We start from the raw sequence: 26,492 nt of genomic DNA, 5'->3' as shown, positions 1-26,492 counted from the left end.
TGCGCCCGCTCGACGATTGCCGCAAAACCTAGCCTCCACGGCCCCGATCAGCAATCGTCCGCCGGTAACATTAATTTGAGAAAAGCGTCACGGAACCCAATGATTATTGAGAAAAATTATGTAAACGCCGCCGCTTGCCCGACCTTCCGCCAGTACAACAGCCCGATCGCCAAAAGGCATCGGACTGCCGATTTCGGTGCCTTTGAACGGCGAGCTAAGGCCTGCGCCCTGCCCTGCGGCCCGGGACGCGCGCCCGGGCGCGCGGTTTCAGACCGCCATGCCGTCGGCGTCGAAGAACACCGTGCGGTCGGCCTCGAAGGCCAACCCAGAGACATCGCCCGGGCGCAGGTCGGTATCGCCCGCGACGCGCACATTGATCGCGCCCAGCGGTCCGCAATCGAACAGGATGAACGTATCGGCGCCCAGGAATTCCACCACATCGACGCGACCGTCGCATTGCCCCTCGCCCTCAGCCACGAGCGAGATATGCTCGGGCCGGATACCAAGCTGCGTGGTCTGCGGCGCGGGACAGGCCCCGCTGCGCCCGCCTTCGAGGCTGTAGCGGCCATCCGAGACCGCGCAGGGCATCACGTTCATCTTCGGGCTGCCGATGAATTGCGCCACGAACAGGTTCGCGGGCTTCTCGTAAAGCTCGCGCGGGGTGCCGACCTGCGCGATCTTGCCATATTCCAGCACCACGATCCGGTCCGCCAGCGTCATCGCCTCGACCTGGTCATGGGTGACGTAGATCATCGTGCGCTTGAGATTGCGGTGCAGCCGCGCGATCTCAAGCCGCATCTCCACGCGCAGCGCCGCATCGAGGTTCGACAGCGGCTCGTCGAAAAGGAACGCGGTCGGGTCGCGCACGATCGAGCGCCCGATCGCCACGCGCTGACGCTGGCCGCCAGACAGGTCCTTGGGCCGCCGGTCGAGGAAGCTCTGCAGTTTCAGGATGTCCGCAGCCTCGTCGACCTTGGCGCGCCATTCGCCCTGCGGCGCCCCGGCCATCTTGAGCGAGAAGCCCATATTCTCGGCCACCGACATATGCGGGTAGAGCGCGTAGGACTGGAACACCATCGCGAGGCCGCGCTTCGAGGGCGGCTGATCGGTGACATTCGCGCCGTCGATCTCGATCGCCCCGCGCGAGGTATCCTCGAGCCCGCCGATCATCCGCAGAAGCGTGGACTTGCCGCAGCCGGACGGGCCCACGAAGACGACGAATTCGCCATCCTTGATCTCGAGGTCGATCCCCTTGATGACCTGCACCTCGCCGAACCATTTCTCGACACCGTTTAACGTGATCGACCCCATGTCAGCCCTCCTTGCCGGCCCAGGCGAGCCAGACGGCCGCCGTCCAGGTGAATGCCTTGCCGCCCGCAGCCGCGCCCGTCATCGGGTCGAAATACTCGACGAAACCGTAGCGCCCGATCACCTCGCGAGTGCGCTTGCGGACCTCTTCGCCAAGCGCGACGCCCCGTTCCGAGGCGCCCTCGCCGATCATCATGTTCATCATCCCCCAGGTCGGGCCGCGCCAGTAGCGCTTCGCGTCGAAGCGCGGATCGAACGGCGCGAGCGAGGGCACGCCATAGGGCGCGGCATCTAGCACGCGGGCGAGGTGTTGCTCCATCTGCGGCGCGTCGAGCCCGCCGAACCAGCACAGGAAGGAGGCGTTGCTCAGCGCGTTCGACCAGATGCCGTTGTTGCAGTTGTAGCTGTCGTAGAAGCCCATGCCGGGGTTCCACAGCGCCTGAGCACCGGCCTCCAGTTCGGCCAGCTGCGCGGCCATGTCGCCGGTATCGAGATCCTGCGCCTCACCTGCCGCCAGAAGGTCGCGCAGGCCCCGCATCAGGATGAAATGCATGGTCGGATCGGCCACCTTGAACGGGTTGTCCTCGGCGACCTTGGCATCGTCCCAATCCAGCGCCTTGGCGCGCTGCACCAGCCAGATATAGCGGTCGTAATCGTATTTCGTCGGGCGCATCGAGGCGTCGACATGCTGGGTGTCGCGGCGCTCGTAATAGCCCACGTCCTGCGGGTCGATCTTGCTCATCGCGTCGTCCCAGTCCGGCGCATTGTCGCGGCCGGATTCCCATGGATGGATCACGAAAATCGCGCCCTTCTCGTCACGGCGCCATTTCAGGAACCACTCTGCCCATTTGCGCATCTTCGGATAAAGGGCCGCGAAGCGCGCCTTCCCCGCCTCCGGATCGGCCGCCAGAAGCCGCGTCGCGAAGCTGAGTGCCACGGGCGGCTGGGTGATGCCCGAGGACGCGATCGGCCCGTTGCAACCCCAGACGTCGGGACCGGGGAAATAGCCCGGATCGGGTTTGTGGAAGATGATATGGGGGACCATGCCGCTGTCCCATTGCCCGGTGAACAGCGTCTCGATTTCCTGCCAGGCGCGGTCCAGGTCGAATTCGGCGAAACCGAGACTCGCAAAGGCGCTGTCCCAGTTCCACTGGTAGGGATAGAGGCCATCGGTCGGCACGGTATAGCCGCCCCGGTCGTTCTGCGTGAGGATTTCGCGCGCCGCAGCGTCCCGGTCGGAGAAATCGGTGGCGGCCACAGTTTCGGTCATCATGTCTTATCCTTTCACCGCGCCGGCCGTCAGGCCGCGGGTCATGAAACGTTCGAGCCCGAGGAACAGCGCCATGATCGGCACCGTCGCGATGACGGCGCCCGCCATCAGGTGCTGGCGCGGGATCTCGGAGGAGTTGAGCGAGGCGATGCCTCGCGTGAGGGTGAATTTGCTGGGATCGTCGAGCAGCATGAAGGCGAGCAGGAACTCGTTCCACGCGATCATGAAGACATAGAGCCCGACCGAGGCCATCGCGGGCAGCGCCAGCGGCAGTGTGATCTTCCAGATCACCTTGAGCCGCGAGAGCCCGTCCATCAGCCCCGCCTCCTCGACCTCGACGGGGAGGCCGCGGAAATAGCCCTGCAGCATGTAGAGCGCGACGGGAATAGTGGTGACCGGATAGATCATCACGATCCCGAGGATCGAGTTGCGCAGACCCACCATCGAGTAGGCGATGTAGATCGGCAGCGCGAGCACGATCATCGGCACCATGTAGATCAGCAGGATACCGCGCGAGAACACTTTCTGCCCACGGAAGCGCAGCCGCGCCACCGCATAGGCGCCGGGCACCGAGAACAGCAGCGTCAGCAGCACGGTCAGCACCGAGACATAGAAGCTCGTCCAGAGGTAGCGGCCGAAATGGAACCGCGTCATCAGCTCGTAATAGCTGTCGAACAGGTGCCAGCCCCGGCTCAGGTCGATCGAGAAATCGAGCGGGTTGAGCATCAGCTGCTGCTGCGACTTCATCGAGGTCATGACCATCACGTAGAACGGGATGACCACGATCGCGGTGAAGAAGATGTAGCCGAAACCGGTCAGGAAGCGGATCACCGCATCCTCGAACTGGTGGCGGGTGAGCGCGCCGAATTGCAGCTCGCGCAGGATCGAGTTGAGCGGGACCGACACCGTGCCCGCGAGCACAACGCTGAGGACGAAGCGCCAGACAAAGTTGAAGCTTTCGTCGAATTGCAGCGCGCCGAGGCCCACCGCCATCAGCACCAGCGCCACGATCACCGCCACCGCATCCGCAGCCCATCGATTGGCGATGCGCACGCGGGCAAACCCGGTCGCAAGCCCGAGGATCAGCGAGCCGATCAGAGCGGGCTTGGCCGCAGCCCCGGTGGCGAAGGAAATCGCGACCCCCAGCGTGACCGACATGACCAGCGCCCAGAGCGCTCCGATGATCGGCCCGGTGAGATAGCCTTTGTGCAGGATTTTCATAGCCCTTCCTCCCGGCTCATGGTGCGGAAGAACAGCCCCGAGAAGACGAGAAGGCAGGCGAAGATCACCACGGCGACCGCGGCACCCGCACCGATATTCGACACCGCGAAAGCCTGTTCGTAGACATTGACCGTCAGGACCCGCGTGCCGGCATTGCCGCCGGTGAGCAGGAAGATGTCGTCGAACTTGTTGAAGGTCCAGATGAAGCGCAGCAGGAACAGGACCGAGAGGATCCCCAGCAGCTGCGGCATCGAGAGATACCAGAATTTCTGGAACGGCGAGGCCCCGTCCATATCCGCCGCCTCGTACATATCCGTGTCGATGCTCTGCATCCGCGCGAGGATGAAAAGGAACGAGAGCGGGAAATAGCGCCAGATCTCGAACACCGTCACCATGATGAGCGCGAGCGGCTTGGCCCCGAAGAAGTTGATCGCGCCTTCGCTCACGCCCATCTGCACCAGCAGCGCGTTGGCGGAGCCGGAATAGGGATCGAAGAGCGTGATCCAGGTGAAGGCCACCGCGATCACCGGGGCCACATAGGGAAACAGGTAAAGCCCGCGCAGAATGCCCTGCCCGCGGAAGCTCTTGTTGAGCAGCAGCGCCGCGAACAGCCCCACGACCAGCGCACCCAGCGTGCCGAAGACCGTGTAGAACAGCGTGATGCCCAGAACGCTCCAGAACTCGCTGCCCGAAAAGAGCCGGCGGAAGTTGTCGAGCGTGAAGGTGGAATTCGTCAGAACGTTCGAGACGTGACCGGTCGCCGTGACCTCGGCGTCACGCATCGCGCGCTCTGCCGCGCGGGTATCGCCGGTCACCTGCGCATCGACGCGGAACCGCTCGTTCGCGCCGGGTTCGAGCGTGCCGAAATCGCAAGACAGGTCCTGCCCGTCCATCGCGCAGCCCTGAGGCAGATCGCCGGTCAGCGTCACGCCCTCGGGCAGGGTCACATTCAACCCCGCCTTGGTCATCTCCTGCTCGCCCGACGGATTGATCACGCGCAACTCGAGAAGCGGCTGATCGCCCCGCTCGCGCAGCGCCACCCGCGTGCGGATCTCGGCCGGACGCAGATCGCCCAACGTCACCGGCTTCACGGAGATCCAGAAGATCGCCAGCAGCGGCACGATCACGACGAGCGCCACGATCGCGATGGTCGGGAACAGCAGGCCCCAGGCGAGACGCGCTTCGCGACGGGCAAGCGCGCCGCGCCCCTTGGGCGGCGATATGTCGGTCATGACAGTCTCCAATCCATGCAGTCAGAGCGGGCTTCGACCCCGGGGCAAGGCGTGACCGCCCTGCCCCGGCCAGAGATCGGATCAGTTGATCTTGCCCAGCTCGTCGTTCATCTTCGCGACCGCATCCTCGGCCGAGATGTTGCCGTCGATGAAGTCGCGCACAACCCGGTTGATGACCTGGCTGTTGAGCATCTTCGAGGCCAGCGCGAGCTGCCCGTCTTTCACGCCCCAGCGCTGTGCAGTGTCGAGACCCTTGGTGATCTCGTCGACCACGGCCGGATCGTAGAGATCCTTGAGCGGCGCCTTGCGATCCACGCCCACCGGCAGGGTCGCCCAGAGCTTGGTGAACTTCTCCGGATCCGCGTCGGTGCCGCGACGCGTCGGGAACTTGCCCTCGGGCGCGATCGACAGCGTCTGCTCGTAGCCGTCATTCATCGAGTAATCGACGAATTTCTCGGCCGCATCGGTGTCGGCGTCGGCGGTGATGGTGAAATAACGCAGGTCCGCCCAGCTCGCACCGTCGGGGTTCGACGGGCCCGCGAGGTTGGTCACGACGCCGGTATCCTTCGACAGCTCGGTCGAGGTCGGATCGTCGTTGATCATCGGCGGGGCGCTGTCACGCAGGCCGGCCAGCTCGTCGAGGATGAAGGGCGACCACATGATCATCGCCGCCTTGCCCGCGAAATACAGCTCGCGCGACTGCTTCCAGTAGTTCTCACCGGGCGGGGAGGCATCGGCCAGCTTCTTGTAGAAGTTCAGCACTTCGACCGTCTTCTTCTCGTCGAGCGGCTTGAAGCCGTCCGGCCCCACCGGCGAGACGCCGTTGGCGAGGAAGATCTGCTCGAGAATCTGGCTCATGTAGTTGTCGTCGACCTTGGTCGCTGCGACGAAACCATACATGTTCGGCGGATCGTTGAGCTTGTCGAGCGCGGCCTCGATCGATTTGAAATCGGTCGGCGGCGCGAGGCCCGCCTTGTCGAACAGATCCTTGCGGTAGAGGATCATCTGCGTCCAGCCATCGACCGGCACCGCGGCGTAATCGCCATCGGTCTCGACCATCTTCAGCGCGCCGGGCGCGAAGGTGGCCGGATCGAGCTTGTCGACCACGTCCGAGCTCGCCAGCGTGTCGAGAATGCCCGCATCGGTCCAAGGCAGCACGTTCTGCAGCGGCGTGTAGATCACGTCGGGCAGGTCCCCCGCCGCGAAGGCTGCGGTCGCGCGCTGGTTCAGGTCGCTTTCGGTGACCGGGATCACGTCGACGGTGATGCCGGTCTTGGCCTTGAAGTCGTCGGCCATCTGCTGCTGCTTGGCCAGACGCTCGGGCTGTTCCTCGGTGGTCCAGAACTTGATCGTCTGCGCCTGCACCGCGACGGCGCCCGCCATCAGCGCAAGCACGGTCGAGCCCATCAGCATCGCCGTTTTATGTCCAAGTATCGATTTCATTTACTTTCCTCCCGGTAGATTGCGTTACTCTTATGGGTCGACGGGCGGCCCGTCGGAGCCTCCCGGTTCCAGTTGCGCCGCCACCAGTTCCGTCAGCTCACCGGGCGGCGCACCACGGAGCTGCGCGATCAGCAGCGACGCGAGACGCGCGCCCGCATGCTGGCTGTCGACTGCGAATGTCGTGAGGGGCGGATCGATCATCCGGCCCTCGGGAATGCCGTCATAGGAGATGACCGACAGATCGCGCCCGATCGTCTGCCCCCGCTCGCGCGCCACGTCATAGGCGCCGAGCGCCGTCGCGTCGGTGGAGTAGACGATCGCCGTCGCGGGCTCGGCCAGATCGAGCAACTGGCGCGCGGCCTCTGCCCCTTCCGCGCGGTTCGAGACCTCCATCACCTCGAGCGCGGGATCGAAGGGCAATCCGGCCTCTTCCAGCCCCTTTCGGTAGCCGTCTCGGCGCAACAGCGCGAAATTGTAGCTCGTATGCGACCCGGCAAAGGCGATGCGGCGATGGCCGAAACCCGCCAGACGCGCGACGGCGGCGCGCATCGCCCCCTCGCCATCGACGTCGAACCACGACAGGCCCGGATCGGGCTTGCCGTGACCGGTGCGGCCGAACAGAACGAAGGGCACATGTTTCGATTGCAGGAATTTCACCCTCGGGTCGACGACCTGCGTTCGCGGCAGGATGAAACCATCGACCTTGTGCTCCTGCAGAAGCCGCGTGACCGTGTCCTCCATCTCCTCGCGCGAATTCGACGAGGCGATCGTCAGGGTCCAGCCTTCCAGCGAGGCTTCCTGCGTGATCCCGCCCAGAAAATCCGTAAGGAACGGGCCGTAGCGGTCCGGTGCGTCCAGTTCGAGCACCAGCCCCAGCGCCCGTACCCGCCCCGTACGCACCGCCTGCGCATAGGGCATCGGCGCGTAGCCCATCTCGGCTGCCACCCGCGCGACGCGTTCGCGGGTTTCGGGCGAGATGTCGGAATAGTTGTTGAGCGCGCGCGACACGGTGCTCTTGGTCAGCCCCAGCGCCTGCGCAAGGTCAGAGATCCGAACTCGGCGCGGTGCCGGCTCGGACGGTTTCTTATCGGTGTCGCGAATCTCCTCCATGGCGAGAGACTAGGTTACCGAAACCGATTTCGTAAAGCCGAAACCGGTTTCGAAACGCGATTTCAGCCTCAAGTCGCCGTGTGCCGCACTGCGGCGTCGCGGTCGCGGATCATTTCGGTTGGGGGCGCGCCGGTTTCGAGAAATCATTCAAAACCAAAACCCTAGGAGGCGACTTTAAAGTGAGAGTATGCCGCCGCAGGTTCCGCTCACGTGCCTGCCTTTCGTCGATGACGAAAGCTGACCGTGGAACCGGTGCGCCAGCCAGCGATCACAGCTTGGTGTTGAGGTCGGAAAGCTGTGCAGATCCAATAACACGAAACCAAGCGCTTTCAGGCACCTACAAGGCGACCTTAAACCTAAAAGACAACGTCGCGTGTCCCCGCTTTCTCCTCCTTGCGGCTGAACCAAACCCGGCTCCGGGCCGTTGTCTTACAGGGTAGTCCAGCGCGCCCCCGAGATTTTCGAACAGTTTCCTCAAGGACTGACCAGCATCAGCCTTCAGCGAAAAGGAATTGCCATGTCAGTTTACCTCCACGGTCTCTCCACCGCCCTGCCGCCGCATTGCCTCGCGCAATCCGAGGTGCGCGAGCGGGCCGAGATCATCTTCGGCGAGACCTACCCGCAATTCGAGCGGCTCTCGAAAACCTTCGACACGGCGGGGATCGACCGGCGTTATTCGGTCGTGCCGATCGACTGGTTCTCGGAAGCCCACGGCTGGGCGGATCGCAACGCGGCGTTCATGGAGGGTGCGAAAGCGCTGTTCATCGACGCGGCGCAGGCGGCGCTCGACGCCGCAGGCTGGCAGGGTTCGGAGGTCGATTGCGTGGTCACCGTCTGCTCGACCGGCCTCGCGACGCCCTCGCTGGAGGCGCAGGTTCTGGGCGAGATGGGCTTTCGCGACGACATCATGCGGGTGCCGATTTTCGGTCTGGGCTGTGCGGGCGGCGTCTCGGGACTGTCGACGGCGCAATCCATCGCGGCGGGGCGTCCGGGGGCGAAGGTGCTGCTCGTCGTGGTCGAAACCTGCTCGCTTTCCTTCCGCGCGGACCGGATGCAGAAGGCCGATATCGTGGCGGCCGTCCTCTTCGCCGATGGCGCGGCTGCGGCCTGTATCAGCACCGAGGCGCCGGGCGCGGGTCAGGTGATCTCGCTCGGTCAGGGGCACCAGAAGACATGGCCCGACACGCTCGACATCATGGGCTGGGACGTGGACGAGATCGGCTTCGGCGTGATCTTCGACCGCTCGATCCCGGGCTTCGTCAATTCCGAATTCGCGACGGCGGCGGAGGGCGCGCTGCGGGCCGCGAACCTCGATCACGCCGATATCGACCGCTATGTCTGCCATCCGGGCGGCGCGAAGGTCGTGGAGGCGATCGAGGCCGCGTTGCATCTGGAACAGGGCGTGCTGGATGCCGAGCGCAACGTGCTGCGCGAGGCGGGCAATATGTCGGCGCCCACGATGCTGTTCGTGATGCGCGCGGTGTTGGACGCGGGCAAGACCGGGCAGATGATGGGCTGCGCGCTCGGGCCGGGCTTTACCGCCTCGTTCCTGCCCTTCCATGTCGGCCCGTCCCAAATCGAGGCGGAGGCCGCGTGATGTTCCTCCCGAGCGTTCTCTTTCTGGCCTTCATCATCGTCCAACGGCTGAGCGAGCTTGTCATCGCCAGGCGCAACACCGCCCGGCTTCTGGCGCGTGGAGCCCATGAGGTCGGCGCGGCGCATTACCCGGTGATGGTCGCGATGCACAGCGCGTGGATTCTGTGCCTGATCGTCTTCGGCCTCGGCCAGCCCGTACACCTCGGCTGGCTCGCTCTCTTTGCGGTGCTGCAGGTGCTGCGCATCTGGATCCTCACCAGCCTCGGCGGACGCTGGACGACACGGATCATCATCCTCGAAGAGCCGCTGGTCGCGCGCGGGCCGTTCAAATACGCCTCGCACCCCAATTACATGCTGGTCGTGGCCGAGATCTTCGTCGCCCCGATGGTACTGGGCCTGCTCTGGGTCGCAGTTCTGTTCACCGTACTGAACGCCGCGATGCTCTGGGTGCGGATCGGGGTCGAGAACAAGGCCCTCGCCCCGATGCGCGCGGGGTGAATGCGAAACGGGGGGCGATTGCGCCCCCCGTTCCGTCTCATCCGCTTGTCTTGAGTGGATCAGCCACCAAGCACGCGAGGCAGCCACAGCGTCAGCGCCGGGAAGCCCAGCAGAAGCGCGACGCGCACGAGCTCGGACAGGAAGAACGGGAAGACACCGCGGAAGGTGGTGCCCATCGGAACGTTCTTCGCCAGCGCCGAGATCACGAAGACATTCATCCCCACCGGCGGCGTGATCAGCCCCAGCTCCACCACGACAAGCGCAAGGATACCGAACCAGACCTTCAGCTCGTCGGTCGAGAGGCCGAAGCCCGAGCCGTCCGCCATCTGGTAGAGACCGCCATTGATCTCGACCAGCACCGGCCAGAAGAAGGGCAGCACCAGCAGGATCATCGACATCGAGTCCATCAGGCAGCCCAGCACGATCAGCGCGATCAGCAGGATCGCCATCACCATCATGGGCGGCAAGCCGGAATTAACCGCCATATCGGCAGCCGCTTGCGGCACGCCTGCCCGCGACATGAAGATCTTCAGAAGCTCCGCGCCCAGCAGGATCAGGTAGATCATGCCAGTGGTGCCCGCCGTCTCGAGGATGGACGAGCGCAGGGCTTCGCGCGACATCAGCCCGCGGAAGAGGCCGTAGACGAAGACCGCGAAGACGCCGATCGCAGCGGCGGGCGTCGGGTTGTAGAAGCCCGCATAGATGCCGCCGATGACGACGCCGAAGATGCCCAGCACCGGCAGCACGCCGCGCGTCGCCGCCCAGAACTCGGCCTTGTCCGACACGCCCTGCGCGGGGCCCGCGCTCGGCACGAGGCGGACATAGATCGCGATGGTCATCAGGAACAGCACGACGGCGATCAGACCGGGGATCAGCGCGGCCATGAACATGGTGACGATATTGGCCTCCACGATCACCGCGTAGATCACAAGGATCACCGAAGGCGGGATCAGGATGCCCAGCACGCCGCCTGCCGCGACCGAACCGGTCGCGAGCGCGGGAGAGTAGTTGTAGCGCTCCAGCTCCGGCAGGGCGACCTTGCCCATCGTCGAGGCGGTTGCGAGCGAGGAGCCGCAGACCGCGCCGAAGCCCGCACAGGCGGCGATCGAGGCCATCGCGGTGCCGCCGCGCATCCAGCCGAACCACGCATTGGCGGCGCGGAACATGTCGCGCGACAGGCCCGTCTTGGTGGTCAGCGCCCCCATCAGGACGAACATCGGCACGACCGAGAGGTCATAGATCGAGAATTGACCGTAAGCGAGCGTCTTGAGCTGGCTCAACAAGATCGCAGGGCCGTTGATGATCGCGGTGCCCCCAGCGCCCACGAGGATCATCGCGTAAGCGATGGGCACACGCATGACGATAAGCGCCACGAGAATGGCGAGGCCAAGCAGGCCGAGAGTAATCGGGTCCATCAGGCACGCCCCGTCCAGTTGTCCCGCAGGCTCAGCGCTGCGGCGATGAAAAGTAGCGCAAGCGAGGCAAGCGCGGGAAGGTAAGCCCACCAGACCGGGATCTGCAGGATCGTGGTGGCGAGCGAATAGGATTTCTGATCAAGCATCCCGAAATACATCCGCCACAGCAGAAGCGCGGCAAACCCCAGCGCCAGCACCGAGCCGATGGCCGAGAAGCGACGCTGCACGGCGGCGCTAAGTTTCGAGGTGAAGATATCCGCCGTCACGTTCTGATCGGCCAATTGGCAGTAGGGCAGGAACATGAAGGCCGCGATGGCGACCCCCATCTCCGTCAGTTCGAAGTCCCCCGCGAAGGGCAGCCCGATAAAGCCGCCCAACACTGTCCAGACGTTTACGGCGACGATCGCTGCAAGCACCCCGCCTCCGGCGAGGGCCCAGGCATAGATCGCCTTGCGCAAGAAAGTCTCAGTTGCAGAATGCATGATCGTCGCCGCTCCGTTGGTTACTGGCTCGCCAGGTTCTTTTCTTCTTCAGCGGTCAGCTCGCGGGCTTCTTTCACCAGCGCCGGACCGTCGATGCCCTGGCCTTTCACCTCGTCTTCCCAACGGGTGACGACCGGCTGCATCGCATCCTTGAAGGCTTGGGTCTCGTCGGCCGAGAGCGTGATCAGCTCGTTGCCATCGGCTTCGGCGGCCTTGATCCCGTTATTGTCGCTGGTGCGCCAGATCTGGCCGACTTCCTTCAGCCACTCCTCGTCGGAGGCCTTGCGGAACGCCGCCTTGACGTCATCGGGCAGGCTGTCCCATTTCGCCTTGTTCATCGACACCTGGAAGATCGAGGTGCCCAGACGCCAATGGTCCTGCCCTTCGATCTGGTACTGTGTCTGCTGCTGCAGCTTAAGCGCGGGGATGATTTCCCACGGGATCAGCGCCCCGTCGACGACCTTCTTCGACAGCGCCTGCGGCAGTTCCGGCACCGGCATCGCGACCGGCTGCGCGTTCAGCGCCTCGATCACCCAGGCCCCCGTGCGCGACGGCGTGCGCAGCTTCAGGCCCTTCACGTCGGCGGGGCTGTGAACCGGGGTATCCACGGTGTGGATGCCGTTGCCCGCATGGGCGTGCAGGAACATCACTTCGAGGCCCTTGTCCTCGTATTCCTGCTTCAGTTCCTTGTCGAACATGTCGCGCATCGCGAGGTTGGTCGCGGCCGGGTCGTTGTTATAGACCGTCGGCAGCTCGAACACCTCGGTGCGCGGGAAGAGACCCGGCGTGTAGCCGTTGAGCGTCCAGATCAGATCGACCACACCGTCGCGCGCCTGCTGCACGAGTTCCGGCGGGCGACCGCCCAGCGTCATCGCCGGGTAGATGTCGATCTTGACCTTGCCGTTCGACAGCTCTTCGACGCGCTTGGCCCAGGGCTCCAGCATCTGCGTCTGCACCGGCGCCTTGGCGCCAAGGAAATGGTGCAGCTTGAGGGTGATCTCCTGTGCGAAGCTCCCGCTTGCCCAGAGCATGGCTGCGGCGCTCAGGCCCAGCAGTTTCGTAAGTTTCATAGTTATTTCCTCCCTTTGTGCCCCTTGCGCGGGGGCGGTTCGGCCCGTCAGTAAGGCAGGCCCACGTAGTTTTCGGCAAAGCTCTTGCGTGCGGTCTCCGACATCTGGAGATATTCGAACTCCGCGCGCTGCATCCGGCGCTCGAACGCACCCGTTTCCGGGAAATCGTGCAGCATCGAGGTCATCCACCACGAAAAGCGCTCGCATTTCCAGACCCGCGACAACGCCGTCTCGGAATAGGCGTCGAGCCCTTCGGACGTGCCGTGGTTGTAGAACCGATCGAAAGCGCGGTGCAGATAATAGACATCCGAGGCCGCGAGGTTCAGGCCCTTCGCGCCGGTCGGCGGCACGATATGGGCGCTGTCGCCAGCCAGGAACAAACGCCCGTGGCGCATCGGCTCGGAGACGAAGCTGCGCAGCGGCGCAATCGACATCTCCAGCGGCTCGCCGGTGACCAGCGTCTCGGCCACATCGGCCGGGATGCGGGTGCGCAGCTCGTCCCAGAACCGCTCTGCGGGCCAGTCTTCCAGCTTTTCGCTCAGCGGCACCTGCACGTAATAGCGGCTCAGCGTGGGCGAGCGCATCGAACACAGCGCAAAGCCCCGATCATGGGCCGCGTAGATCAGCTCGGGCGCGGCGGGCGGCGTCTCGGACAGAAGGCCAAGCCAGCCGAACGGATAGGCACGCTCGAATTCCTGACGGTGGCTTTCCGGGATCGCCTTGCGCGACGGCCCGTGGAAGCCGTCGCAGCCCGCGACGAAATCAGCGGTCAGGGTCTTCGCTTCGCCCTCATGGGTGAAATGCACTGTGACGCCGTCGCCCTCGATCCCCTCGATTGCCGTTACCTCGGCCTCGTGCAGCACGGTGCCGCCGCGCGCATCGCGGGCGGTGTAGAGGTCCTGCGTCACCTCGGTCTGGCCATAGACCATTACCCCTCGGCCCGTCAGGCTCTTGATGTCTATATTGAGCCGCTCGTCGTGCCACGAGATCTCGACACCGTCGTGGATTTCGCCCTGACGGTCCATTCGCGCGCCCACTTCGGCGGCGCGCAGCAGATCGACGGTGCCCTGTTCGAGCACCCCGGCCCGGATCCGCGACAGCACGTAATCGCGCGAGCGGCGCTCCAGCACGACGCTCTCGATCCCGTGCAGGTCGAGCAATTGCGAAAGCAGCAGCCCGGCCGGGCCACCGCCGATGATGGCGACTTGAGTCTTCATGCGTTTCCTCCGCAAAGGTCATTGCAGCGCTGCGCGAAAGCGCGCGCCTGCGCCGGGGCCTGCCCTGCCGCAAGAAGCGGATCGGTCAGGATGTTCCCGTCGAGTTCGGGATGGGCGGCCAGAAGCGCCGCCACGGGATCGGGTGCGGCCATCGCCTCTTGCACCGCTTTCTTCGCCGCGTTGCGCGGCAGCGTCTTCGCGAGCGTAAAGATCGCGCGCTCGGCATAGGGGCCGAAGCCCGCAGCCTCGAAATTGGCGCGCATCCGGGGGGCGTCGGCCTCGAGCCCTTCCAGCATCTCTCCGGCAAGGCGCAGCGACGCGCCACAGGCCACGAGGATCGGGCGCAGGCTCATCCATTCCAGCGCCCAGGCGGCGCCGTCGCGGAACTGACCATGGAGCGCGGATTCAAACAGGCTCCCCTGCAGATGCGCCGCGTGACGCGCAAGCGCCACCAGCGCCTCGGCGGCCACGGGATTCGATTTATGCGGCATGGTGGACGAGCCCCCCCCCGCGATCCGCACCTCGTTGATCCCCGATTGCGCGAGGGTCACGACATCCGTGCCGATCTTGCCCAGCGACCCGGTCAACAACACCGCCTGCGCACCCAGCCCGGCCATCGCGTCGCGGCGGCTGTGCCACGGCTGATCCTCGGCCTGAAGCCCCAGCGCCTCCGCCATGCGGTTACGTACCGCCTGCGCCTTGTCGCCCAGCGCCGCGTCGGTGCCGACGGCGCCATGTAGCGCGACCCGCCCGGCGCCCTGCATCACCGCCATGCGCGCCGCCGCGTCGATCAGCGGCTGGCCCCAGGACGCGACCAGCGCGCCGAAAGTCACCGGCAAACCGATCTGGCTGCGGGTTCGCCCGGCCATCACCGTCTCGGCCTCGCGCCCGGCCAGTTCACCGGTCACGCGGATCACGCGCCGCAGCCGCGCCGCGATCACGGCGAGCGCCTGCGTCATCAAAAGCGCCGTCGCACTGTCGATGATGTCCTGCGAGGTCGCGCCCCAATGGATCGCCTGCCCGGCCTCTTCCGACAGCTTGGCGCGCAGATCGCTCAGCAGCGCCGGAACCGGCACGCCGTCGCGCGCGGCCCCCTCGGCCAGTGTCGCCGGATCGGGCTGGTAACCGGTCAGCTTCTCGGCGATTTCGGACGCCCCAGCCTCGGACACGACGCCTTCGGCCGCGCAGGCCTCGGCCAGCGCCACTTCGACGCGCACCATCGCCGCCAGCAATGCGGCATCGTCGAGCATCGCACCCAGTTCCGCATCGCCGTAGAGACCGGACCAGAGCGGGCTGTCGAGGGGAGAGAGGCTCATGCGGCCCCCTTCATGGGCAGCGCGAGGATCTCGCGCGCCTGCTGCCATGTGGCAACCGGACGGCCCGCTTTTTCACACAGATCGACCGTGCGCTGGACAAGCGCCGCGTTCGAAGGTGCGAGCGTTTCGCGATCCAGCCGAATGTTGTCCTCCAGACCGGTGCGGCAATGCCCGCCGGTCTCGATGCACCATTGGTTGACGACCACCTGCCCCGGCCCAACGCCTGCCGCGCACCACGTCGCCTCGGGCAGAACGCGGGCACGGGTCTCGCGCATGAAATCGAAGGCCGCGCGGTCGACCGGCATCGCGTTCTTCACGCCCATCACGAATTGCACATGGACATTCGCGGGCAGCCGCCCGTCGCCGACCAGTTTCGCGGCCTGAAAGATGTGGCTGAGATCGAAACACTCGATCTCGGGGCGCACATCGTAGGTCTTCATCTCCGAGGCCAGCCAGTCGACCAGATCCGGAGGGTTCTCATAGACCCGCGTCGGGAAGTTGTTCGACCCGACCGAGAGCGAGGCCATGTCGGGCCGCAAGGGCAGCATCCCGCCGCGCGTCTTGCCCGCGCCGGAGCGCCCACCGGTGGAAAGCTGCACGATCATGCCGGGACAATGTTCATGCAACCCCTCCATCAGTCGTGCGAAGCGGTCGGGATCGGAACTGGGCGAGCCGTCCTCGTTGCGGACGTGGCAATGCGCAATCGTCGCTCCCGCCTCGAACGCGGCCTGCGTGGACTCGATCTGCTCGGAGATCGTGATCGGCACCGCCGGATTGTCGGATTGCTGCGGCACGGAGCCGGTGATCGCGACACATATGATGCAGGGGTCCTGGGTCATGGCTCAGATATCGAAGAAGACGGTTTCGCCCGCACCTTGCAGGCGGATGTCGAAGCGGTATTCGCCCGGGCCGGTCGCCTCGGCGACCATCGTGGCGATCCGGTCGCGATGCTCGATCCGCGCGAGAAGCGGGTCGCCCGAGAGATCGTCCTCGGGGAAATACATCCGGGTGTGCAGCCCGTGATTGATGCCGCGCGCGAAGATCCAGAACGAGATATGCGGCGGCGTCTTGCGGTCGCCCGAAAGCGCAATCGCGCCGGGCTTGATCGTTTCGAAAATGATCTCGCCCGTGCTGAAATCGGCGGGGATACGACCGAAGCCGGAGACCGCCGGATCTGCCCCCTCCTGGCCGGGATAGATCCCGGCGGCATCGGCCTGCCAGGTCTCCACCAGACAATCGCGCAGCGGCAGATCGCCGCCATCGACGACGCGGCAGGTCACCTTGATCCGCTCGCCCTTCGCCTCCGGCCCGGCGATCTCGCGGCCCAGCGTCTCGAAAGGAGCCCCCTCGATGCCGCCCGCCTCGGGAGCGAGCCCGATATGGACGTAAGGCCCTGCCGTCTGCGAGGGCGTCAGGATCGGCTTGTCGAATTTCTGCACCATTACATGCCCTCCGGACGGTTCTCGAAATGGGTCTGGCGGTGGCCGCGCAGCACGATGTCGAAGCGATAGGCGATCGCGTCCATCGGTTTCGTCTCGCTCATGTCGAGCGCCGCCACGAGCCGGTCGAGCGCGGCCTTGTCGGGGATCGTCTGCGCGATCGGGCAGCGTGCGATCAGCGGATCGCCCTCGAAATACATCTGCGAGATCAGACGCTGGCCGAAGCTGTGCCCAAAGATCGAGAAGTGGATGTGGGCCGGGCGCCATTCGTTCGGACCGTTGGGCCACGGATAGGCGCCGGGCTTCACAGTGCGGAACGCGTAGGAGCCGTCCTCGCCCGTGATCGTGCGCCCGCAGCCGCCGAAATCGGGATCGAGCGCCGCCAGATAACCGTCTTTCTTGTGGCGGTAACGCCCGCCCGCATTGGCTTGCCAGATCTCGATCAGCGCGTTCGGGATCGGACGGTTGTTCTCGTCGAGAAGCCGGCCATGCACGATGATCCGCTCGCCAATGGCGCTGGTGCCGGGGCGGGCATAGTTCAGCAGCAGGTCGTTATCGAGCGCGCCGAGCTTCACATGGCCGAAGGTCGGCCCGGTCTCTTCGCTGGGCGAGCTGTCGAAGGCGATCAGCGCGCGCTGCGGGCTGCGCAGCACAGAGGTCTTGTAGGCCGGCGTGAAGAGAGGCGGGTGGATACCGGTCTCGCGGGGGATCAAACGACCGGTCATTGGCCCATCTCCTTCAGCGTTTCCTTGATGATCTTGATCGCGTGATTGGCGCGGGGCACGCCCGCATAGACCGCGACATGCAGCATCGCTTCTCGCAGATCCGAAGGCGTGGCGCCGGTATTGGCGGTGGCGCGGGTATGCATCGCGATTTCCTCGTGATTGCCCTGCGCCGCCAGAAGCGCGATCGTCACGATGGAGCGTTCGCGCGGCGTCAGGTCAGGCCGCGACCAGACCGAGCCCCAGGCGCCCTCGGTGATGAACTCCTGAAAAGGCGCGTCGAACTCGGTCTTGCTCGCATCGGCGCGGTCGACATGGGCGTCGCCCAACACACGGCGGCGCGTTTCCATCCCTGCTTCATATCGCTCAGACAAGCTCGTGCTCCTTCAGAAATTCAGTGATGAGACGCGCGACGTGATCGGGCGCCTCGATTGCGGGAATATGCCCCGCGCCTTCAATCAATTCGGCCCGCGCGCCGGGAATGGCGGCGGCCATTTCCATGACCTGCTCGGGCGGGGTCGCGCCGTCATGGCTGCCCGCGATCACCAGCGTCGGGGCGGAAATCTCGGGCAGAGCGTCGCGCAGATCAGCTCCGGCGAGCGCCTTGCAGCAATTCGCATAGCCCTTGGCATCCGTGCGCGCGACTTCCGTCACCCAGAGCGCGCAGTCGGGATGGGCGCGGAACGCGGGGCCGAACCAGCGCTCGATCACGCCTTCCGCCATCGCGGGCAGACCTTGACTTTCCACCGTGGCGATCCGCTCTGCCCAGCTTTCCTCGGTGCCGATCTTGGCGGCCGTGTTGCTGAGCACCAACGCACGCACCCGCTCGGGGGCGATCCGCGCGATCTCCTGCGCGATCATGCCGCCGATGGAGCAGCCGACGAACACTGCCGCCTCGATACCCAGATGATCGACGACCGCCAGCGCATCCTGCGCCAGATCAGTGATCGTGGGGGCGGCGTCAGAGGTCGCGCTCAGCCCGTGACCGCGCTTGTCCATGCGCACAAGACGATAGCCGGAGAGCGGGGCGACAAGGCCTTCCCACATCCGCAAATCGGTGCCCAGCGAGTTCAGACATATAACCGGGACGCCCTGCGCCGCGCCGTCTTCGCGGTAATGGATATGCCCCCAGTCGCAATTAAGTGCGTGCATCCTCTTCCTCCCGCCATAATCTTTTCTGAAGTTTTCGCTTGAGCCAAATATAAAATGCACGTTAATCCATAACCCCATGGCTATGCATAAAGGTCTCAAGCTCCGTCACATCCGCGCCTTTCTCGACACGATCGAGGCAGGCGGGGTCTCGGCTGCGGCGCGTAAGCAGGGGATTTCACAGCCTGCCTTGTCGAAGACCCTCTCCGAGATGGAGGCGATGCTGGGCGGTGCGCTACTGGAGCGACGCGGGCGGCGGTTGACTGTGACGCCGGCGGGAGAGGCATTTCGCCGCCATGCGATTCAGGCGTTGCAGGAACTGGAGGCCGGCGCGGCTGCGCTCAGCGGCGACGGGATCGGCGACGTGATCAATGTGGGCGCGCTGCCGACGGTGGCGGGCTCGATCTTTCCGGGCGTAGCTCTCGAGTTCAGCCGCGCCCATCCGGGCACGCGGCTCTCGATCAGCACCGGGCCCAACCTGTATCTGCTCGACCGTCTGCGCTCGGGGGCGATCGACCTGATGATCGGACGGATGCCCGCCGCCGCCGACATGCCGGGGCTGCGTTTCGATTTTCTCTACGAGGAAGAGGTCATTCTGGCCGCGCGCGCGGGCCATCCATTCGCGCACCGCCCCGCCCCCGAGGCGCTGCGCCAATGCGACGTGATCCTGCCTACGCGCGGCGCGATCATCCGGCGCATCGTCGACGATTATCTGGGCGCGCAGGGCATCACCGAGCCGCGCTGCCCGATCGAGACCGTGTCGCTCGCGACCGGACTCGGGCTGTTGGAAGGGTCGGATATGCTGTGGTTCATCTCGCGCGGCGTGGTCGCTCGCGAACTGGCCTCGGGGCTTCTGGTGAGCCTGCCGCTGGGCGCGCAGTTCATGTCGGGCGCTGTCGGCTTGACGATGAAGCACGAGATGACCGAGCGCCCCGAGGTCGCCCGGCTGACCGCGATGATGCATGAGGCCGCCCGGTTGCGCGCGGCCACGTCCGGCTGAGGCTTGGCCAAGCCGCCCTGCCCCAGTACGCCAAGCCGCGTGCTGCAGGCTGGACCCCATTTGTGCTATCCGCCATATTGTGAACGATTTTTCATGATTTCTCGCCCCCGAGAGACGCCCGACATGGCCACGATTTCGGGCCCCGCCAAACCGCCGAGATAGGTTACACCAATGCCTGATATCGCCTTGAAAGACCGCCAGATCGCCTGGACTGGGCAGCTCGAACGGATCGGGGCGGATCATGGTTTCTACCGCCGCCTCGATGCCGAGCATAAGGCACTATTCGTCGAGGGCGACGACACGCTGGTCGTGACCTTCGACAATCTCGACGATGCGCGCCAGAAGGTCGAAGAGCGCCTGCCCTGGGGCGTGAATTTCATCAACTCGCAGGGCTGGTCGGCGCTTGGCATCGGGGCGCATGGCTGGACATGGTACCGCGCCGAAGCGGTCTATGATTTCTTCGACGAGATGCGCGAGACCGGATTTTTCGAGCGGTTCCGCCGCGTGGTGTTCTACGGCACCTCGATGGCGGGCTACGCGGCAGCGGCGTTTTCCTCGGCAGCTCCCGGCGCCACGGTGCTCGCACTCTCGCCGCAAGCCACGCTCGACCGCGACGTGACCGGCGGCTGGGAAGGGCGCTATCGCGCGGTCTGGCGGCGCAATTTCACCGATCGCTACGGCTATGCGCCCGATGAGGCCGCACAGGCGGCGCAGATGTGGCTCCTCTACGATCCGACGGTGCGCGAGGATTCGATGCACGCGACCTTGTTCCGCGCGCCCAACGTGACCCGGATCCGCTGTCGACGCTTCGGCCATCGACTGGGGTCATCGCTTACCGCGATGGGCGTTCTGAAACCGATCACGCAACGGGTGGTCGCGGGCGACGCGACCCCGGCGGAGATCTACGCTTTGCTGCGTGCGCGCCGCACCGTGCCCGCCTATCAGAAAACCCTGCTGAAACAGCTTCTCGCGATGAAGCGGCCGCGCCTGACCTATGACTATGCCCATGCGGTGCTGAGATCCTCCCACCCCGCGCGGCGACCGCATTACCGCAAGGCGATGGACGAGATCGCCAAGCAATTCGACTGGCCCAGCTACACCCCGCCTGCCGTCTGAGCGCCGCGAAAGACCCTTCCGAACAGGAGCCTACCCTTGTCCCAATTGCCGACGATCGCAACCCTGTGGATCGGTGACCGCCTGTCCTGGCTCGAACAGCTGAGCCTGAAATCCTTCGTCGATGCGGGCCATGACACCCTGCTCTATTGCTACAACCTGATCCCGAACGCCCCGCCCGGCGTGACGCTGCGCGATGCGCGCGACATATTTCCGGGCGACGAGATCATCCGCCACAAGCGCACGGGAAGCCCGGCTATCCATGCCGATCTGTGGCGGCTGCACCTGATGGAGAAGACCGATTACATCTGGGTCGATGCCGATGTGCTTTGCGTGAAACCCTTCGATTTCACGGATGACTACGTATTCGGGCTCGAGAAACCGCACCTGATCTGCAACGCGGTGATGCGCCTGCCGGCGGAGTCGCAGACCCTGCGCGGGCTGCTGGATTTCGTGGCCGACCCTTACGCGATCGGGCCATGGCTAAAGGAAGAGCAGCAAGAGGAATTGCGGGCAGCCCGCGATCGCGGCGAACCGGTGCATTTCTCCGAGCAGGAATGGGGACTGACCGGCCCGGCCGCGCTGAGCCACTTCCTGCGCGAGACCGGCGAGTGGGACCATGCGCTCTCGCAACAGGCCTTCTATCCGATCTCCTTCAAGGACCGGAACAAGATGATCATGTCGCGCTTCGACGTGGAGGCGGATTTCCTCACCGACGACACCTATGCAGTGCATATGTGGGCGCGTCGGATGAAGCCGCGTCTGGAAGAGGCCGAGAACAACCGCCCCCGCCGCGGAAGCTACATGCACAAGGCGCTGCTGAAACACGGCATCACGCCCTCCGAAGCGCCGATCCCGCCGAAGGTGAAGCCCGTCGACGCCTGACGCAATGGCGCGTCGCCGCGTCGACATCGGCAACGCGCGCGTCCAAGGCGTGGCAGAGGGACATCATGCGCTGCGAGAAACGGATCCGGCCGAGCTGCGCCATATTGCCCGAGCGGTGATTTGCGGCTATCGAACGGACAGGTGCCGGGCACCTGCCGCCTGCAGACAAACGTCACGGTGAAGCCCGGAGCAAGATGACATCTCACCCTCGATGCATTTCGCAGGTGGGCAATGCAGGCACCCTCCCCATTCGAAATGCCTCTGCGGAGGAGTGAGCGATGTCTGTTGGACCCGCTTCGAACACTGTTGAAAACCGCTTCCTGACCCGCCCCGTTGGGCGATTGTTCCTCTCGAATGCGCTCCCCATGGCGGTTGTCATGTCCACCGGGGGGCTGTTGAACGTGATCGACGGCATCTTCGTCGGTCGTTTCATCGGCGCTGAAGCCTTGGCCGCCGTCAGCCTGGGCTTTCCGGTCGTCATGTTGCTCACCGCGCTGACCGCCCTGGGCGGCGGCGGCATGTCGAGCCTGCTCGCCCGCCATCTCGGAGCCGGCGATCGAAGCAAGGCGGGCGCCGTGTTCGCCCGCGCGCACGGCCTGGCGCTCGCGATCAGCGCGGGGTTGATCGCCGCAGCGCTGACTCTCGGCCCGTCCGTCGTCTCCGCCCTCGCCGCCGGGAACGAAGCGGTCGCGGCGGAAACGCGCAGCTACCTGCTGATCCTGATCCTCGGCGCGCCGGTCCAGCTCACCTTGGGGCTGCACGCCGATGCCCTTCGCAACGAAGGACGCGCGGGGCTGATCGCGCTGCTCTCGGTGCTGGTGAACCTGCTGAACATCGCGGCGAACTATGTCGCAATCGTGCTCCTCGGGCTGGGCGTCGCGGGCTCTGCCCTCGGCACCGTGAGCGCGCAGATACTCGGGCTGGCGCTGGTGCTGATCGTGCGGGCGCGCGATCGGGATTTGCTGCCGCTCGGGGCGCTCGTGCAGGCCAGTTGGCTGTCGGGATGGGGGCGGATTCTCGCGCTCGGCCTGCCGCTGTCGCTGACCTTCATCGGGATGGCGCTGGTGAGCAGCACCGTTCTTCTTCTGATCGGCACCACCTCCGCGGATCACGCGAGCTATGTCGCGGCCTATGGTGTGGTGACGCGCATCCTCGGGCTGGCCTTCCTGCCGCAGATGGCGATCGCGCTGACGACGCAGAGCATTACCGGAAACAATGTCGGCGCAGGCCGCATCGCGCGCGCCGGTGCGGCCCTGCGCCTTGCAATTGCTGTCGTGTCTCTCTGGTGTGCCGGTGTGGCGCTGACGTGTCTCGTCGCGGGTGAACCGCTTGGTGCGATGTTTTCGGAAGATCCGCAGGTCACGGCTGCAGTCGCCGCGATCCTGCGACCGATGACGGCGCTCTACGTCTTTACCGGGCCGATCCTCGTTCTCGCCATGCACTTTCAGGCGATGGGCCATCCGCTGCGGACGGCGGTGCTGACACTGGTGAAGCCCTGGTTGTTGGTGCCGGCCCTGCTGGTCCTCATGAATGCGCTGGCCGGTATCGAGGGCCTGTGGTTCGCCTTTCCGATTGCGGATGCAGTTCTGCTTGGCCTCGCGCTGCTTCTGATCAGGCGGGTCCGTCCTATCGCCTCCCTCTCGGCGGCCCCGTCTGCCGAGAAAGCGGCCTGACATCGCCGCTCCCGAGATCGCGTCGGCCGAGGCCGGATGACGCGGCTGCGAACGGACGCGCGCCCCCAACCGGGGCGCGTGTCTGTATGTGACCCGACCTTTCCAAATGCGATCGGCCGGTTCGCCTTCTCGGCCCACCAGTCGGCGACGAGATCGCGTTATCAGCCGTCGGACCGGTGCCAGACGGCGCTGGAAGACGCGGGCCTCAGGTCGGGCGGCGCGGTCTCGAGATAACGCCGGAACTGCCGGACCAATTCGTCGGCGATCACCGGCTTTTCGAATTCCGCGACGATGTTCGGGAACTTGGATCGTTCGAAATTGACGACCTCCGCACCGCTGCCGACGATGACCGCGGGAATCCCGTGCCGTTTCAGCCAGGGAAGCGCTTGGGCAGCGGCGGCTTCGTGCAGCGTGACGTCAATCACCGCCGCCAGAATCCCGCCCGGGCCATACGCCTTCAGCTCACTCACATCGCACGTGGCGCGATGCGCGACGCGGAATCCGGCCTCCTCCAGCACCTGCTCGAGGTCGAGCGCGAGGACTGTTTCACTCGTAAAAAGCACAACAGGGCGAGAACGAACCAGATCGCCTTGATATGTCTCTGCGTTCTTCTGTTCCATGTGTGAAGTCTAGCATGAATCTGACGTTTTCGGTATTCATTTCAATTACATAAACTTAACACCCTCGGCCACTTGACAACTTTGACTGCGAGCAGTTCGCGACCTCCCTGCCCTCAATTGACAAACTTCTCGAAGATACTAACCTTGGGTAAGCTGATTTAAGTTGAGTAAGTTTAGTCGGTCCGGAGGGTTTCATGGCGAACGACCGCGGCAAGCGCCTGACCAGACTCCAGATCATGGTTTCGGACGACGAAATCAAAGCACTGGATGACTGGCGTTTTTCCCAGCGGATGCCGAGCCGTGCTGCCGCCATTCGCGAACTGCTCCGACGCGGCCTCGGGGCCGAAGGCTATATCGGAGAGGCCGGCAAGCAAGGCGATTCCAGCAGTTTCGGCGTCATTGACGTCAACCCTGATCGCCCGACATCGCGGTGATGCGCGCTCGGGCGCTGTCCGTCGTGACGCTCTGCGCGACGAGCCAGTCGCGGAATTTCTTCGCCTTTGCGGAGGCACGCCGGTGAACCTTGATGTAGAAGCACTGCGGTGACACGACGCTTTCCGCCCCGAGCGTGACGAGCTCTCCGGCCTCGATCAGGTGACCCACGAGGCCGTCCCAGCCCAGCAAGGCGCCGATGCCTTCCTTCGCCATCTGCAACCCGATCATGTAATTGTTGACGGTGATCCGTTTGCCGGTCGGCTGCGGGCACCCAAGCTCGGACAGCCAGTCGGGCCATTCGGTCCAGCGATGGCGCTCGCGGGTGATGTGGATCAGCGGGACACGGTGCAGGTCATGCGCGGAGGCGATGCCGTAACGCGCGGCAAAAGCCTCCGAGCCGACCGCGCAGATACGGTCCTGAAAGAGCTGCGTGCAGCTTTCGTCCCCTTCGGGGAACACGCCGTAATGCAGGCTCAGATCGACGGTCGCTTCCAAATCCACCGCGTCGCTCACGATCTGCGAGACGTTAATTTCCGGGTGGGTCAGCCAGAATTCCGTCAATCTCGGGGTGAGCCAAAGCGAACTCACCGCGGTCGAGGCCAGCACCATCACGTCGTCTTCCGCGACGGGCCCGCGCATGTCGCGTACCACGTCGGAAATGGCTTCGAAGCTGCGCTGCACCGCGTTGAACAGATAGGCCCCGGCTTCGGTCAGTTCGACGCCGCGATGCTGGCGGCGGAAAAGCTGCTGGCCAAGCTCCGTCTCGAGCGCCCGAATCTGATGGCTGACGGCCGTCGGGGTCACGTTCAGCTCTGAAGCCGCCGCCTTGAAGCTTAATTTTCGGGCAGCCGCCTCGAAACAATTCAGTGAGCTAAGCGAGGGAAGATCATAGGGGCGCTGCATGATGTCGGTTTCGAACCATTCCATGTCGAAATATGTCTTGGGTGAGTTCAACTCACCCCGGATGAATATTTATGACGTTGAGAGGCACAAAAAAGCAAATTTGAAATGAGGTGAAATCACGCTTGGATAGGAAAGGCCGCGCCCGTGACACCTCCTCTTGCCGATCTGCTCGCACATCGCAAACCCGGATATTCGCTCGACCGGGCCTTCTATACCGACCCGGGCATATTCGAGGCGGATCTCGAGCATATCTTCTATCGCCAGTGGCTCTTCGCCATTCCCGCCTGCCAGCTGGTCAAGACCGGCGACTATGCGCGCCTGAAGATCGGGGCCTATGACGTCGTTCTGGTCAAGGGCAGCGACGGCGAGATCCGGGGCTTTCACAACACCTGTCGTCACCGTGGCTCGATCCTGTGCAAGGCCTCCACGGGCCGCGTGGCCAAGCTGGTCTGCCCCTATCACCAGTGGACCTACGATCTCGATGGCAGCCTGCTCTGGGCGCGCGACATGGGGCCGGATTTCGACCCGGCAGCGCACAGGCTGCGCCCGGTTCAGACCCGCGACCTCTGCGGCCTGATCTATATCTGCCTTGCCGATGACGCCCCCGATTTCGAGGCCTTCGCCGCGATGGCCCACCCCTATCTGGAGGTCCACGACCTGCACCGGGGCAAGGTCGCCTTCACGTCTTCAATCATCGAGGAAGGCAACTGGAAGCTGGTCTGGGAGAACAACCGCGAGTGTTATCACTGCTCGAGCAACCACCCCGAGCTGTGCAACTCCTTCCCGCTCGACCCGGAAGTCGCGGGCGTTTCCCCCGATGGCTCGATCTCGAGCCGGCTGCAGGGGCATTTCGACCGCTGTGAGGCATCCGGCGCCCCGGCGCAGTTCCGTCTGGGCAGCGACGGCCAATACCGCCTCGCGCGGATGCCGCTGCAGGACAACGCCGTCAGCTACACAATGGACGGCCGGGCGGCGGTGCGCCGCCCCCTCGGCCGCGTCGCCCTGCCCGATGCCGGCTCGCTTTTGAAATTCCACTACCCGTCGACCTGGAACCATTTCCTGCCCGACATTTCGCTGACCTTCCGGGTGATGCCGATCAGCCCCACGCAGACCGAGGTCACCACATGCTGGATCGTGGATCGCGATGCGGTCGAGGGGGTCGATTACGATCTGCAACGGCTGACCGAAGTCTGGATCGCCACCAACGATCAGGATCGCGAGATCGTCGAGGACAACCAGCGCGGCATCAATTCGCCGGCCTATACGCCGGGCCCCTACAGCCCGGAATGGGAATCGGGCGTGATCCAGTTCGTCGACTGGTATGCCGCCACCATGACCCGCGCGATTGCCCCGCGCAGCCTCGCAGCGGAGTAGG

Annotated in this window: 26 protein-coding genes; 8 read left to right on the top strand and 18 right to left on the bottom strand. The window is 64.8% G+C overall.

Annotation, left to right across the window (positions count from 1 at the left end; all coding sequences use genetic code 11):
- Positions 1–267: 267 nt before the first annotated feature.
- The 6 genes from B6V76_RS00220 to B6V76_RS00195 all read right to left on the bottom strand — a co-directional run bounded on the left by B6V76_RS00220 (position 268) and on the right by B6V76_RS00195 (position 7,584).
- On the bottom strand, positions 268–1,311 hold the full coding sequence (locus tag B6V76_RS00220; protein ID WP_075777043.1) for an ABC transporter ATP-binding protein: 1,044 nt from the start codon (positions 1,309–1,311) through the stop codon (positions 268–270).
- Between the two features lies 1 nt (position 1,312).
- Complete coding sequence (locus B6V76_RS00215) at positions 1,313–2,581, bottom strand: hypothetical protein (protein ID WP_233243052.1); 1,269 nt, start codon at positions 2,579–2,581, stop codon at positions 1,313–1,315.
- A 3-nt stretch (positions 2,582–2,584) separates the two neighbouring features.
- Positions 2,585–3,799, bottom strand: a complete 1,215-nt coding sequence (locus B6V76_RS00210; RefSeq protein WP_088726362.1) for a carbohydrate ABC transporter permease — start codon at positions 3,797–3,799, stop codon at positions 2,585–2,587.
- Positions 3,796–5,031, bottom strand: a complete 1,236-nt coding sequence (locus B6V76_RS00205; protein WP_088726361.1) for a sugar ABC transporter permease — start codon at positions 5,029–5,031, stop codon at positions 3,796–3,798. The genes B6V76_RS00210 and B6V76_RS00205 overlap by 4 nt, the downstream gene beginning before the upstream one ends.
- An 81-nt stretch (positions 5,032–5,112) precedes the next feature.
- A complete protein-coding gene (locus B6V76_RS00200; RefSeq protein ID WP_088723274.1) occupies positions 5,113–6,474 on the bottom strand; it encodes an extracellular solute-binding protein in 1,362 nt (453 codons plus the stop codon).
- Positions 6,475–6,504: 30 nt separating this feature from the next.
- Entirely contained in the window at positions 6,505–7,584 is a 1,080-nt protein-coding gene (locus B6V76_RS00195) for a LacI family DNA-binding transcriptional regulator (RefSeq protein WP_088726360.1), read from the bottom strand.
- 517 nt (positions 7,585–8,101) lie between these two features.
- On the opposite strand from B6V76_RS00195, the gene B6V76_RS00190 reads away from it, so the two are divergent.
- The gene (locus tag B6V76_RS00190; RefSeq protein WP_088718377.1) at positions 8,102–9,181 is read left to right on the top strand and encodes a type III polyketide synthase; all 1,080 of its coding nucleotides are present in this window, start codon (positions 8,102–8,104) and stop codon (positions 9,179–9,181) included.
- Positions 9,181–9,678 (top strand): isoprenylcysteine carboxylmethyltransferase family protein, encoded by a 498-nt coding sequence (locus tag B6V76_RS00185; protein WP_088726359.1) that lies wholly within the window; start codon positions 9,181–9,183, stop codon positions 9,676–9,678. The genes B6V76_RS00190 and B6V76_RS00185 overlap by 1 nt, the downstream gene beginning before the upstream one ends.
- Before the next feature lie 59 nt (positions 9,679–9,737).
- On the opposite strand, the gene B6V76_RS00180 is transcribed toward B6V76_RS00185, so the two are convergent.
- The 10 genes from B6V76_RS00180 to pcaD are packed head-to-tail and all read right to left on the bottom strand — an operon-like array spanning position 9,738 to position 18,491.
- Positions 9,738–11,093: a TRAP transporter large permease subunit gene (locus B6V76_RS00180; RefSeq protein WP_240497774.1), complete on the bottom strand. Its 1,356-nt coding sequence runs from the start codon at positions 11,091–11,093 to the stop codon at positions 9,738–9,740.
- On the bottom strand, positions 11,093–11,575 hold the full coding sequence (locus B6V76_RS00175; RefSeq protein WP_075777036.1) for a TRAP transporter small permease subunit: 483 nt from the start codon (positions 11,573–11,575) through the stop codon (positions 11,093–11,095). The genes B6V76_RS00180 and B6V76_RS00175 overlap by 1 nt, the downstream gene beginning before the upstream one ends.
- Before the next feature lie 20 nt (positions 11,576–11,595).
- The gene (locus B6V76_RS00170) at positions 11,596–12,645 is read right to left on the bottom strand and encodes a TRAP transporter substrate-binding protein (RefSeq protein WP_075777035.1); all 1,050 of its coding nucleotides are present in this window, start codon (positions 12,643–12,645) and stop codon (positions 11,596–11,598) included.
- Positions 12,646–12,692: 47 nt separating this feature from the next.
- Complete coding sequence (pobA, locus tag B6V76_RS00165; protein ID WP_088718375.1) at positions 12,693–13,862, bottom strand: 4-hydroxybenzoate 3-monooxygenase; 1,170 nt, start codon at positions 13,860–13,862, stop codon at positions 12,693–12,695.
- Positions 13,859–15,178, bottom strand: a complete 1,320-nt coding sequence (locus B6V76_RS00160) for a lyase family protein (RefSeq protein ID WP_166504503.1) — start codon at positions 15,176–15,178, stop codon at positions 13,859–13,861. Before B6V76_RS00160 ends, pobA begins: the two co-directional genes overlap by 4 nt.
- Entirely contained in the window at positions 15,175–16,017 is an 843-nt protein-coding gene (locus B6V76_RS00155) for a 3-keto-5-aminohexanoate cleavage protein (RefSeq protein ID WP_088723270.1), read from the bottom strand. The genes B6V76_RS00160 and B6V76_RS00155 overlap by 4 nt, the downstream gene beginning before the upstream one ends.
- A gap of 3 nt (positions 16,018–16,020) precedes the next feature.
- Positions 16,021–16,620, bottom strand: a complete 600-nt coding sequence (gene pcaG / locus B6V76_RS00150) for a protocatechuate 3,4-dioxygenase subunit alpha (protein WP_088726357.1) — start codon at positions 16,618–16,620, stop codon at positions 16,021–16,023.
- The gene (gene pcaH, locus B6V76_RS00145; protein WP_088726356.1) at positions 16,620–17,342 is read right to left on the bottom strand and encodes a protocatechuate 3,4-dioxygenase subunit beta; all 723 of its coding nucleotides are present in this window, start codon (positions 17,340–17,342) and stop codon (positions 16,620–16,622) included. The genes pcaG and pcaH overlap by 1 nt, the downstream gene beginning before the upstream one ends.
- Positions 17,339–17,713 carry a 4-carboxymuconolactone decarboxylase gene (gene pcaC, locus B6V76_RS00140; RefSeq protein WP_206184168.1) on the bottom strand — a complete coding sequence of 125 codons (375 nt, stop codon included), beginning with the start codon at positions 17,711–17,713 and terminating at the stop codon, positions 17,339–17,341. Before pcaC ends, pcaH begins: the two co-directional genes overlap by 4 nt.
- Entirely contained in the window at positions 17,706–18,491 is a 786-nt protein-coding gene (gene pcaD, locus B6V76_RS00135; RefSeq protein WP_088726355.1) for a 3-oxoadipate enol-lactonase, read from the bottom strand. Before pcaD ends, pcaC begins: the two co-directional genes overlap by 8 nt.
- Before the next feature lie 76 nt (positions 18,492–18,567).
- On the opposite strand from pcaD, the gene B6V76_RS00130 reads away from it, so the two are divergent.
- From B6V76_RS00130 to B6V76_RS00115, 4 genes are all read left to right on the top strand, one after another.
- A complete protein-coding gene (locus B6V76_RS00130) occupies positions 18,568–19,488 on the top strand; it encodes a LysR substrate-binding domain-containing protein (protein WP_075777028.1) in 921 nt (306 codons plus the stop codon).
- Positions 19,489–19,659: 171 nt separating this feature from the next.
- Positions 19,660–20,604 (top strand): phosphoadenosine phosphosulfate reductase, encoded by a 945-nt coding sequence (locus tag B6V76_RS00125; protein ID WP_088726354.1) that lies wholly within the window; start codon positions 19,660–19,662, stop codon positions 20,602–20,604.
- A gap of 36 nt (positions 20,605–20,640) precedes the next feature.
- Positions 20,641–21,486, top strand: coding sequence for a hypothetical protein (locus B6V76_RS00120; protein WP_088726353.1), 846 nt, complete (start codon positions 20,641–20,643; stop codon positions 21,484–21,486).
- 278 nt (positions 21,487–21,764) lie between these two features.
- Entirely contained in the window at positions 21,765–23,159 is a 1,395-nt protein-coding gene (locus B6V76_RS00115; RefSeq protein ID WP_088726352.1) for an MATE family efflux transporter, read from the top strand.
- A 161-nt stretch (positions 23,160–23,320) separates the two neighbouring features.
- On the opposite strand, the gene B6V76_RS00110 is transcribed toward B6V76_RS00115, so the two are convergent.
- Positions 23,321–23,779 (bottom strand): hypothetical protein, encoded by a 459-nt coding sequence (locus tag B6V76_RS00110; RefSeq protein WP_088726351.1) that lies wholly within the window; start codon positions 23,777–23,779, stop codon positions 23,321–23,323.
- Between the two features lie 194 nt (positions 23,780–23,973).
- On the opposite strand from B6V76_RS00110, the gene B6V76_RS00105 reads away from it, so the two are divergent.
- Complete coding sequence (locus tag B6V76_RS00105) at positions 23,974–24,213, top strand: hypothetical protein (RefSeq protein ID WP_075777024.1); 240 nt, start codon at positions 23,974–23,976, stop codon at positions 24,211–24,213.
- On the opposite strand, the gene B6V76_RS00100 is transcribed toward B6V76_RS00105, so the two are convergent.
- Complete coding sequence (locus B6V76_RS00100) at positions 24,185–25,141, bottom strand: LysR family transcriptional regulator (protein WP_240497773.1); 957 nt, start codon at positions 25,139–25,141, stop codon at positions 24,185–24,187. The two genes, B6V76_RS00105 and B6V76_RS00100, sit on opposite strands and share 29 nt — an antisense overlap.
- A gap of 120 nt (positions 25,142–25,261) precedes the next feature.
- Between B6V76_RS00100 and B6V76_RS00095 the strand changes: the two genes are divergently transcribed.
- On the top strand, positions 25,262–26,491 hold the full coding sequence (locus B6V76_RS00095) for an aromatic ring-hydroxylating dioxygenase subunit alpha (protein ID WP_088726350.1): 1,230 nt from the start codon (positions 25,262–25,264) through the stop codon (positions 26,489–26,491).
- Position 26,492 lies beyond the last annotated feature (1 nt).

The sequence above is a fragment of the Thioclava sp. IC9 genome (genome assembly GCF_002213225.1).
GTDB classification, from domain to species: Bacteria; Pseudomonadota; Alphaproteobacteria; order Rhodobacterales; family Rhodobacteraceae; genus Thioclava; species Thioclava nitratireducens.
This window is presented reverse-complemented; position numbering and strand designations above follow the sequence as displayed.